Annotated in this window: 5 protein-coding genes; all 5 read right to left on the bottom strand. The window is 32.5% G+C overall.

The genetic code is table 11. The annotated features are described in order from the left end of the window. Positions 1–399: 399 nt before the first annotated feature. Positions 400–1,209: a hypothetical protein gene (locus ACGTN9_RS11095; protein ID WP_499592746.1), complete on the bottom strand. Its 810-nt coding sequence runs from the start codon at positions 1,207–1,209 to the stop codon at positions 400–402. A gap of 15 nt (positions 1,210–1,224) precedes the next feature. Further along, a complete protein-coding gene (locus ACGTN9_RS11090; protein WP_499592744.1) occupies positions 1,225–4,623 on the bottom strand; it encodes a hypothetical protein in 3,399 nt (1,132 codons plus the stop codon). Further along, positions 4,620–5,498 carry a DUF4007 family protein gene (locus ACGTN9_RS11085; protein ID WP_499592742.1) on the bottom strand — a complete coding sequence of 293 codons (879 nt, stop codon included), beginning with the start codon at positions 5,496–5,498 and terminating at the stop codon, positions 4,620–4,622. Before ACGTN9_RS11085 ends, ACGTN9_RS11090 begins: the two co-directional genes overlap by 4 nt. An 89-nt stretch (positions 5,499–5,587) precedes the next feature. Next, positions 5,588–10,699 carry an FtsK/SpoIIIE domain-containing protein gene (locus ACGTN9_RS11080; protein ID WP_499592740.1) on the bottom strand — a complete coding sequence of 1,704 codons (5,112 nt, stop codon included), beginning with the start codon at positions 10,697–10,699 and terminating at the stop codon, positions 5,588–5,590. Further along, a complete protein-coding gene (locus tag ACGTN9_RS11075; protein WP_499592739.1) occupies positions 10,699–12,294 on the bottom strand; it encodes a hypothetical protein in 1,596 nt (531 codons plus the stop codon). Before ACGTN9_RS11075 ends, ACGTN9_RS11080 begins: the two co-directional genes overlap by 1 nt. Between the last annotated feature and the right edge of the window lie 9 nt (positions 12,295–12,303).

Genomic DNA, 12,303 nt, shown 5'->3' with positions numbered 1-12,303 from the left:
TAATTATACAGGAGGCCTTTCTCTATTCTATTTATAGTGGCAATGCATTCCGCAAAGGGTGGCTCTTTTCTCCGCAAAGACTGGCTCAAAACTCCGCATAAGTGGCTCATTTCAACTGCAATAATCATAAATTAGATAAAGGCCAGAATCGCCTTATTATTATTGATGAATTTGGTAATCAAACAAAAGAGTTACTTGACGAGTTTATAAAATCTCCTGTTCCTGTTTATAAAAAAATACAAAAAATAATAGAAGGATAAATTCTAAACAAAAATGGAGGTGTTTTTCAGTTATTAACCCAGTTAAATAAATATAAGCACTCTCCTCAAATACCGCTTAGAGGAAAGTGCTTATAATTTAAATCAAATTAAAGTAATTTCTAACATCAAAAATTATGGATTAAGAGAAAGAACACACACAAGGAATAGTGTCGTCTTGAATATCTAGATAATTTTCTACACCTTCAGCATCCATAATTTCCCGATATTCTTTTAAAGTGAACCTTTTACCTTTTCTTTTTAAAATTGATACATCTTTATCAAAGTATTTTCTAAAGCGTTCTTCCATTTCCTCTTGTTCTTTATATCTCTCAGGCCACACCTTGTAAAGCCGCGCATAATGCCCTAATCCACCTCGAACACAACGCCCTCCACAGTTAGCATGAGAAAAACCTAAGTCATACATTCTTGGTAACTTAATATTCCATTCATTTTCAATAATACTTTTTACATCGATATCTTCTCTATACGTATCGACCATCGGGAAGCGAGTTTCTACTGGCTCTAGTGGATGGTGAGCATAAAAGTTTTGTAAGTTTTCCATTCTATGTTTTTCATGCGGTCCAATTCCAAAATAAAGAATAGGTTCTAAGTTTTGCTCATCCCTTAAATCCTCTAAAAAGGTAAGTGTCTGGTACACTTTAAGCTCTTCGGAACATTTAGCCACTCTAGAATTACCTAAAAATTGATAATCATAAAAGACTTCCTCTGGTGTTCTTCCATCTATAACCTCTGTCATCTCTACTCCAATAAATTCAGAGACTTCATCCATGAATCTATAATTATCTTCATCTTCCCATAAAGTATTGGTAAAGAATAACATACTATTTTCTTTCCCGTGTGCCTGGACCATCTTGTACGCTACATATGCGCTCGAGGCGCCACCGCTAAACATAGCAATATGGACTGGCTTTCTATTTGTCTGTGTCATGCATTCCCCTCCTAGTTACTCTACAAATTCCTCCATCAATTGAAATACTAACGTTTCAATTTCATCATTAGAGACTGTCCGACCACCGTTCTTCAAAATACGATGAACATTTTTGTATAAGGTTTGCGTTTTCGGAGACATTTCAACTTGTCTGATAGTCTTTATTTTACCATTATAAGAAACCTCTATGCCCTCTTTTTGATAATCATAAATACTCTCTACATACCTGGTTACTTGTTCATAAAAAGCTTTAGCTGTGACATCGGACCAGTTTTTATATGAAACTCCAATCACTTCATTCGAAGCCATTTCAGCTAGTTCTGAATCGGTATTAGAGTTAATAATGGAGTAAATCAAAGGATTAGTCTTTTGTTGGAAACTATATTCCTTTTTAATCCATCTTAATAAAGAAGAGAAACTATCACAACTTAACTGTTTAAGTATATAAGTAACAATTTGATTAGCTTGTTCATCAGTAAAGGCTTCTAATTCTTTCTTATATAAATTAATGAAAGAACTATTCTCTAACCATTTTTCCTTTAGATAATCTAACGATTTATTAGGATCAATTTCTGCATAACGTATCGTTTCTTTAAACTCTACTACTGAAGGATTTATTTTTTCGGTAAGCTGTGCATATTTTGGTAAACTTCTCAACCATTCTAATAACGCACTTGTAACTTGAAGAAAGCGCGGCTTATTCTTCATCGATTCATGTATATAATATGAGAATAAATCAGAGATATACTCAAAGAATTCTTTAGACGTTTCGTCAAAACTATAATATTTTACATATATAGCTTCTGGTTCATCCTCTATCATTTCATATATAATCTCACCATTTAAACCTGCTATAAACATATCATTTTTATAAAAGACCAAATACTCCCATTTATCGCGAAGTAACCCTGTTAGCAAAACAGGAACAATAGGCTTTCTTATCCCATAAGGAGGTTTTGTCATCACATCAATTAGGTCTTTTAAGGTAGCGTCCTCTCTTTTTTCAATAATAGCACTTAGATTCTCTCGAATATCTTTCAAGCTATTATTCTTAATGTTAGTTAAGTCATCTACTTTCACACCATTATTTTTAAATATTGTGGCATATATAAGATAATCTGGACCGGTCCCTTGTATTCCTACATTTTCATATTCAGGTGTATTTAAGACTGCGTTAATTACATCGATAGCAGCTTTTTTCTGAACCCTATTTATTGTCCTACGATTAAAAGAATCATTTAATATTTCTGGAGTATCAGGATATAAGGCAAACATTAATTTGGAGAGGTTATTCTCTAACTGCAATTGATCAGTTATGGTGAAGACTTCGCCTTCTCTTACCCAAATTAATTCTTTAGCTAAGTTATCAAATTGTTTGATGTTCTTATATAATTTGTTTTTTAGCTCCTCGATCTCATATTCTAATTCTTCAATTACACCTGGATCCTCTCTAATTAAACTTTCTTCTTCAAGTAAGAGCTCACAAGCTTTCCAAAGCTTAACTTCTTTTTCTAATTTATAAAATGCGAGTTGGTTATCAATCACATAATACGTAGAGGGATCAGAAAAATCTTTAGCTTTATTTATTAAGTCTTCTGTAGAAGAAATAATAGGTATAAGATAGTTTATTGTCATATCTGAACTATATGGATCATTTACTATCTTATTTTTGCTATCGCTGGTAATTTCTGTTTCAACAATAAAATTAACTTTAGCAAACCTCGTCATGCTTTTTTCATGGTTGTATTCACTTGGTAAGAAAAATTTCTTTTTCAGTAAAGATAACAAACGTTCTTGTAACTCTGTATATGAGAGTCTTATTTCACTGTACTTTTCATCAATGGCCTGCTCTAAGTTAATACTACTGCCATCGTATATTTCCCAGTATCCTTGCACATAGTTAAAACGAATGACTTTTTTATCTCCGAGACTCCTTAACTCAGTTTGCACATCTTCACTAAATGCAAAAGACAGAAACTCAGTTGATACTTTAACTTTAGAATAACTCCCTGTTATCTTTAAAATAGACAATAACTTCAGTAAGTTATCTTCTTTAGATGATAAAGTGGTCTTATTTCTTACCCTATTATATAAGGTTAAATATTCACTAGAACTATCTTCTTGAGTTGCAAGCTTATCTATATCTTGAAAAAAATAATCAAATAATTGATAAGGCAAATAAATATTACTATTACTTTTAATGTGATTTCTAAGTCCACCACTAACATCACTTTCTAAGAAAGTAAATAAGGTTCTTTCATTCTGCCCAAAAACCTTTGAAAGCTCTGGTAATAAGAACGTTGCTACCGGATGCATGGGGTAAAAACCTTTTACAACTAGCCGCTCGATTTCTGTATTATTTAATTCTTTAAATAAAGGGTACTTCCGTACGTCCTCCTTTATCTCTTTGGTAGTATTAGCAGGTGGGCTCACTTTATATTGTTGAATAACTTGCTGACCAAGTCTTAAAAAGGTAGAACGATCATTGTCAATATAATAAACACCATATCTTTTTTCGATACGTTGAAATTCTTGTTGAAACTCTCTTGATAAATGAGCAAAGTATTGACGCAAATTTTTATGGGCGATAAATACATTATGTAAGTTCCCATTATGATCATTTGATAGCTCTGCTATATCCTGCAAGTCTTGCATCGTCTCGTTTATTGAGTCTGTATTTAAACTTTGAAGAAACCTACCAAACTCGTCATATACGACAATCAAACCTAAATTATTTCTTTTTAATTCATCTAATACATATTTAACCTGTCCCGTGAAGTCTTCTGTCTCATAACTTAAGAAAGAAGTACCAGCAGTTAACATAGGAAATACATTTTTAAACCAGTCAATTTCTTTAGAATTATAGCTCAATACTTCTAAGCGCCATAATTCAAAATCCTTATTATCCTCTTTTAACTTCTTTTTAAATTCTTTAAAAGTCTTTGGAAATTCATCTTCCCACATTTCAACAGTAGAGATTATCCTTGAAACAACTCCAGGTACAGTGATTGATATATTATTCTGCTTTAAGGTATTAAGAATGCTAGATAATATAGCATCTCTAAACCTACCCTCGTTACCATTTAGAAATACTGGTAATAACTTTTGCTTATTTTCCTTGATTTTAATTAATTGGGTATAGATAGATTCATCTACATTATCAAACTTATTAATTAATGTTTGATAAGCATCTTCCTCAATTTGTTTGGAGGCCATACCAGCAATAAGCGTACCTAATAATGACTTACCTGTACCATATGGCCCTAAGATAATATGAGATTTTTGACCCCCACCATTTATCCCCCGTAATAGTGCATTCATCGCTTCGGCATGAGAAGGTGTAGGGAGATAAGTATCAAATAACTCACTCTTAGCAAAATCAAATTTTACATTAATGCTTGTTTTTATGGTCATACCACAACTTCCACCTTTCTTTCATACTCGAACTTAAGAAATTCAAGTGCAGATATCTCTGGAAGCCTGATAGTATCCAAATTATTTGTGCGAGTGAATGTAATTGGATATTTTGGATGCTCAGCCAGTTTATTTAAGGAGTCTATAACACTTGCACGTGACATATTAAATACTTTCCCCCATAAGCCGTCATTTACCATTAGTTCATCAACCATAAGGGTATCTGTCCCTGCTTTTTGGGCATGATCTAAAAGAACATACATCAAAGCAGCATAACCTATGTCCTCCCCTACTTTAAAGTTTTTTCTTATTTTATTATTATTTAGTTCTACTAACTCTAGGGTATGAAGGGGGCTCTGGTTTACTTCTTCAGGATCTTGTGTATCTTGACCAGCAGTATAAAGTTTAATCATACAGTCAACATCTCTTTTTAGTGAATTCTCTGATACATTCAAGTCATTCTCAACGTTAACCCAAGTTGTTAAATCTTCTGTTATTTTTTCCTTATTCATTAATGTTTCATTATATAAATTAAAGAACCAGTACCATGTCGTTGCAGGTTCACTCCTACTTACAATATGATAATGAAGTAAAGATAAGGTATCTGTTAATTGTATATACGGATCATTTTTATTTATAAATTGTGCAAAGTCTGTTATGAAATGCCCCTTTTTCCTATCCTCTCTAATTCTTTCTTCTACTAGATTAGTAGCTATAGCCCAAAACCTTAAAGATTTTACCATATTTTTCCCTAAACCAACTTTCTCAAAAGCATTCTTCCTATAGAAAAACCGGTCATCTTGAGGTAAATTTTTAAAAACTTTATTAATCCATCTATCCCTAAGGTAAAAGCTTTGATGTTGTCCGAACGCCATGATTAGCAACCCTTTCTTGTTGGAGACTAGGCTCCAATAGTAAACTACCGCGGAAAAAGTGCACCTATTCATGAATAGGTGCACTCACCTTAACTTTTTGCTAAATATTTAAAGATAGCACCTTGAACTTTTGGTTCTAAGAATGGACTTTTCCCTCTAATTGAGGCACCGCTACTTCCTTTTAGTAAGAAGTCACCTTTTCCTGCTAGTTTTTCAGCCCCTGTTTCATCAAGTATTATCTTTGACGAAGAACCATCTGTTACTTTCAAGGCTAGACGTGCAGGTAAGTTGCTTCGTATCGTTGTATTTATAACTTCAGCTTTAGGATTTTGCGTACAAATGATCAAGTGCATCCCTGCCGCTCTTCCTTTTTGTCCTAAACGCTTGATTGATTCTTCTACACGTTTCGCCATTTGCTTGTCCTGTGATTGAAAGTCCGCAAATTCATCAAATACAATCACTTTATGAGCCATTCTATTATCTTCATTTACTTGCTCATTATAATCCTTAATATCACTCATATATTCTTTTTGCATTAATGAATATCTTTCATCCATTTCTGTACACAATTCTTCTAACCTTATAACAGATTGGTCTAATTCATATATGACCTCATTTGTATAAGGTATATTTTCATATTTGGCAAATTCAACTTTTTTAGGATCAATAAAAGTAAAAGTCACGTGTTCTTTTGGATAAAGGAGCATTAAGCCGATAATGATGGAATTTAATGTAACACTTTTACCACTACCTGTAGTACCCCCAACGAGTAGATGAGGAGTCATAGAATCAGCCATATCAATTTTTAAGACATTATTTAATGGATCAATCCCGATTGGAACTACCAAGTTCTTTTCAATATTATTATTTAAAGTCCCTCTGACTTTTTTCATAAATTGATCAAAATATACAATAGAAGGGGTTACGCGGTTTATATCGATGTAGAGCCCTTGCCTATGAACACCTACCGTAGGCTCCGTATCAAGTCTTAACCACAACTGTAAACTCTGCGCCTTCTTTTGAATAGTGGCAGGAGCTAGATTTGCTGGTATTTCCAAGTATATCCTTATTACACTAGATCCAATAACTGTATCTTTAATTTTAGCCGGTATACTATTCTTATTCAAATTTCTTACCAAAATTCTTTGATACTCATTTACTAATTCATCTAAATCTTCATCCTGATTATTTCTATCTAAAATAATATTTTTTAACGCCTCTTCTTCAGGATAACCCTTGTCTTCAGCAGCTATCACGTCAAGTTGACTTCTATCGCCTTTTACTTCTATTACGTCTTCTACCTCTTCATTGCTCTTTTGACCGCTTTCCTCATACTTTTCTTTTTCTTCATCTTCACGGTCTACTTTTTCGTCCAAAGTGTTACCTGATTTACCATTTGAATTATTACTATAACCTTTGTCCCCATCATTTTTCACATCTTGATCAGAATCTTCGTCTTCGTGTTCTTTATTTTTTAATTCGCCATAATTAGCTTCTTCTAATAAATCAGGAACCCCATATTTATCAAGAATATATTTTCGATTAAAGATGTTAAGGGTTACATCTTCTTCAACTTGGTCAGTAAACACGCCATCATCACTCATTTTTCCATCATAATTCTCAAGGAAAGAATCATATGAATATATGTTTATTTGAGAAGTGATAACAGTTTGAATATCTCCCATATTTGCTCTTTGGAGATCTTTAATCAGGTCTACTTCGAACTGCATATAGTCTTTATTTTCTATTAGATAATTAATGAATTCTTCTTTCCAGAACTCACTATCTGCGTTCGTTTCCTCAAAAGAAAACAAATCTTTATAAAGACTCATGCCCGCTTTTACTTGTTTTATCGCATCGATTTTTTCTCTATCGACTAGGGATTCACGAATAAATTTTAGCTCAACAAGATTAAAGTCCACGTTGATTTTATCATTGTTTTTATAAATGTTAGTAACGACTAGGTCTGGACGCCGCTTGTTAGACCCTCTGTTTCTCGAAAACCACGGCAGTTCATCACATGTAGAGACTATTTGAAGTTTCTGTTCGTCGGCTGAACTTTCAGCATACAAATTATCTTTAAGAAATATATAAGTAGCCATTAATTCATGCGAAAACTTACCAGGCCCTAATGCTTTTAGTACTAGTGAACCGGAAATTTCTTTCACTTCATCCACCGTTTGTTGAACCTCTCCATGTGCTGAAATTTGTTTTACTCTTAACAGCTGCTTAAGTTTCCTCTCCAAACGTCCATAGTATTCCGTTTCACTTTTGGCAGTATTTAATCGCTTTATATTTCGCGAAGATGAAACTAGTAATTTAAATTGCTTACTAGTACCTGCTTTAGATTTATAATGAATAATTTGTGCTTTTCCAGAAGCCTTTTGTAATAAAGATCTATCCAGGAACCTATCCATGATCATATTCCAGTTATAATTCTCATGCATGTAATCTATTAATGATCCTTCATTGAATTTATTAGCAGAAATAGTTTGACTTAGTATATAGAGGTCATCCTCTTCCGGTATTGCATTGGTATGTGCAATATATTGCATTTGATAAAAGTCAATTAATACCTTAGGTAAATGTTCGCTCTCTAAAGGTAATCGTTTAATTGCTTCCATTTCTTTCAATGGTTCAACAGTAGGTTTATTAAACCAGTTATCCTCAAGATTTATTTGTTTCCGATTAAATTCGAACTCTATTTGACCAGACTTTGAAAAGTAGTCAGCCAGGATTACTAGATCAGCATCCACCATATGATAATTTAATTCTTTTTCTATTTTGGATATACTATCTCCATTTATTACATTGACTTCTACTTTTGGAAATTTATTTTCATAAGTAGGCAATACAAATTCTTCATTATGCTCAATCCATGAATTAATTTCATCATGCAAAATTGCAGAATTTGTACTGTGTGCTGTAATTTTTAGTTTGTTTATACCAAGTTTACTTTTGAATAAATTCTTTATGGACTCCGTAATAATGTCTGAGTGATCTACATGCAAGAATAAAACATCTAGGCCATCTTTTGCGTATGGAAATACTTCTAGATAATTCTTCGTAACATTGACTAATTCATTTGAAATTTCTTTCGTATCATTTGCACTATAGGTAGACCGTTTATTATCCAATGAGAACAGTCCATTTCCCATCTCCTCAAAGACTTCAATAAAGTAATGACTATTGTCCCCTCTATTAAAGTAACGAGGAGCAAGCTTATGATATTTTTCTGTTGAAAACTCAAGAAATTCTTCTCGTTGTTTAACGTTCAATTCACCTTTTGAAGCTTGCTCCATCCAAACGTTAATATCGTTGCCCATTTGTTTGGTTTTATGAATATAACTCAGTAGACGAACTGGGTTGAATACAGTTACTAACCTTTCAACCGGATGTATAAATTGAGACGGTTTTTCTTCATAATAATCTAGTACACCTATAGTATTAATATAACTGAATAAATTCTGAACATTAGAAACTGATTCGTATATATTTGACAAAAGATCTTCTAATGAACTCTCTAATATTGAGTCATCGATATCATAAATACCACCTGCTATCATGGTACTCATAATTGAAGAATAGTCACTTAGGAAACGCAGGAATTTCTCATACGCATTAACAGTCTTTGTATCGAACTGGTTTAAGGTAGGGCTTACCTCCTTCTCGATAACCTGGACTAAGTCTTCTACTACCATATCTTCTTCAAGGAATTGCTTAATATGTGGAACCTTGTATTCGCTAATCAGGTCAAAAAACTGTAAGGCACTGCTTTTATTTAAATCATTGACAGTAAAGAGATTACTATCAATTTGTTGAGAGCCTTTATTCAAACAAACTCTAAAGGAAATATTCTCAACATTTTTTTCATTTCCAACTTTGTTACTCTCTTCATCAAATTTTAAGAAGGGAATTTTGTTATTGATATTTTTCAAATAAAAGTTTATTAAGCTAGAGCTATTCTCATCAACTTGTTTTGAATTAACTCTTACTAAAAAATTCAAGTTTTCTTCAGATGCCTCAAAAGCCTCCGAGTTATCTTCAATTAAAGTATATATTTCATAAAAGAGTCCATCCAATATATCATTATACTCAGAAGAGTGACGCTGTTTTTCCACATAACGTTTTAAGGATTTTAAAAGCTTCCCGTCAGATTCTAATATTTCTTGATAATCATCTATAAAACCCTCAACAAAATCAGGATCATTTTCATAATCGACCACCTGAGAAGCACGTTCAATTCTCTCTTTATCTTCTTTAGATAGATCTTCATCATCAAACTGATTTCTAACTTTTTCTCCTAAGGATTGTTTAACTGGCTTGAAGGCAAAGATTTGATTGATCACTTCATATTCATGATGCAGGAGGTTATCACTTTCAGAACTAATAAACTCAAAAACTTCTTGTCTTAAGTCATTTACATTAATTTCATTCCATATCTCATGCGGCCAATTTTTCTTTTCTTCATAATCTAAGAAGGTGTAAAACTTTTCCTGCAGTTTCTCTAAATCAATAGAGGAACCTTCATTTTTTTGTAAATGAGATAAAAAATAGTTACTTTTAAGACGTTTTATATGTTTCTTATCCACTTGAAGGTTACTATCTTTAAAGCAATTAAGATGAGGTAAATTTGATTGTACTTTGTTAATCATAGATACCTGTTTATCGTTTAATATAGCTGAGACAAAATTAGTTAAGCTCTGCAACTGAGGCTCAGAAACTTTTTTGTACATTTCAAGGAATGTTTCTAAAATTTTAATTTCTTCGCTAGCTATTTTATATTCCATTTGTATTAAGAAGAATAAGCTTTTTATACCTTCGTCACTAAGTAGAACGGATTCATCTAAGGAGAATAGGTTTTCTAAGCTTTGCGCTTCACTAGTAACATTATTTATTATTAAGAGTAAAGCTTCTCCACTTTTAGTATTGTTTCGTAACCATATACTAGTCTCATGTTCTTTATATGAGTACTGCGAAAAACCTTCTACGGGGGTAATAGTTCTTATAATGGGAGTATAGTAGTTACTAAGTTCATTGAAATTATCATTTAAATAATCTAATACTGCCTCTATGTTTTTTTCAGTTAAACCATTTATTTTTAAAAATAGTTTTTCACTATTATTTCGCGATTGTTCTTTAAAGTATTCTTGGAGTATAGTTTGGACCCATTGGCCAGTTAATTGCTGAGGTGTGACCATTATAATACCTCCTCGCTATGTGTTCCCTGCTTTATTGAATTATAAGGATTATGAATTAAAGCGGTAGCATCTGAATACTCCACTAATAAACCATTTTGTTTCAGTTTTTGGCGAAGTGCTTTCTCATTTTTCTTAAAATAACTAATATTTAATTTAGATTTTTCATAGATTCCTGAATCTTTAGCTTGTTGCTCTCCAATGATAAATCCATATTTTTCATAAAGTTCTTGCAGGAAAAAGCTGAACTCTTTGTCTTCATTTGGCAGTACGTTTATATAGACTAAAGTTTGTAAAAATGTATCTGACATAAAGTATCTATATTTAGACCCAGCCCTAAAGCCTCCAATACCACCGTCTCTGAGAAGAATTTTAATAATACTTGATTGATCTTTCTTTAAGCGGTCGGATACCATATCTTTCACTACTGGATACAACTGACCGTAAATGTCACTTTTATTATTACACTTTTTTAGCGAACTGAGTATTTGAGAGCGTTTAGGCTGACTAAGTTTACTCACCCCAAGTAGCTTTAGTAACTCGTTGCCATTTTGAGTTTTCCAGTATTCTAATTTTTCATCACTGTAATTTTCTCCCATAATTGCTTGGAAAGATTCATTAAACTTTTCATCAAATTTATGCTTAATCATTAATTCATTTTGAGCAAAAGTATCAGATGACTGCCTCAATAATTGTGGAAGTTGTCCATCCATACAGTCAAAGAAAAAATGTATATTAGTATTTTCTTTTATTTTAGCCCTATCATACATATAACGAGTTAATTGAAAACTTACTAAACTTGTAAGTAACTGAAACATCTCATACATATCCACCTTGATTGAAAGTAAGTTTTCTAGTTCATTAGCAAACTCTTTATATAAAGGATGGTCAATCACAGGCAGATAAGGATACTCACGGGTAGAAGAGGTCTTCACTAAGTAAGCTCCTTTATTCTCTTCTACATAGTCCTCTTCTAGGATTTGTTTGACATTCTCTACAATATGTTCTATTGATTTGTTTTGATTAAGTAGAGTTTTAAATCTTTCCGTAATAAAATGACGTTGTCTTAAATTGTTCTCTGTTCCATACTTGAGCATAAGAAAATATAGTTCCCCACCACGCGCAAAAAAGTTACGTTCAAAGTCTACAGCTTTATTTTTTTTACGTAATTCAAAAAATAGCAATGACTCGTGTAATGGAAATAAAGAACGAGCATACCATGATCTATCAGCTTTTTTACCATTGTTATTATAAAGTGGGACCTCGAGATTTCTAAAGAACTCTTGGATATAAGAGACTTTTTCAGGGTCATCTACTTCTCTCTTTAATTTTTCTTTTTTTTCTTGATCCACTTTCGCTATATCTCGTTTACTGCCTTCTTTAACTCCCTCAAAAACAAACTTTCTAAATTCCTCACTTTTATATCTATTATAAGATTCCTTTTCAAATTGATAACTAGTGCCCTTCATCACATTCAAAAATTCTAAAATATATTCTGGGCCCCGCTGACCATCAGTAAATCGATGCCCCCATATTTGAGCAGACAATTTACTAGAGAATTCTTTAACATCTTTAATATTATTAGAGTTGCTCTCCATAATGTTCAC

Origin of the sequence: Halobacillus sp. B23F22_5 (genome assembly GCF_043497085.1) — a bacterium.
Lineage (GTDB): Bacteria > Bacillota > Bacilli > Bacillales > Halobacillaceae > Thalassobacillus.
The sequence above is the reverse complement of the archived record's forward strand: the minus strand, read 5'-3'. Positions and strand labels throughout refer to the sequence as shown.

Coding starts and splice junctions, on each gene's coding strand:
- ACGTN9_RS11090 (WP_499592744.1), bottom strand. CDS start 4,623: ATGACCATAAAAACAAGCATTAATGTAAAATTTGATTTTGCTAAGAGT.
- ACGTN9_RS11080 (WP_499592740.1), bottom strand. CDS start 10,699: ATGGTCACACCTCAGCAATTAACTGGCCAATGGGTCCAAACTATACTC.
- ACGTN9_RS11095 (WP_499592746.1), bottom strand. CDS start 1,209: ATGACACAGACAAATAGAAAGCCAGTCCATATTGCTATGTTTAGCGGT.
- ACGTN9_RS11085 (WP_499592742.1), bottom strand. CDS start 5,498: ATGGCGTTCGGACAACATCAAAGCTTTTACCTTAGGGATAGATGGATT.
- ACGTN9_RS11075 (WP_499592739.1), bottom strand. CDS start 12,294: ATGGAGAGCAACTCTAATAATATTAAAGATGTTAAAGAATTCTCTAGT.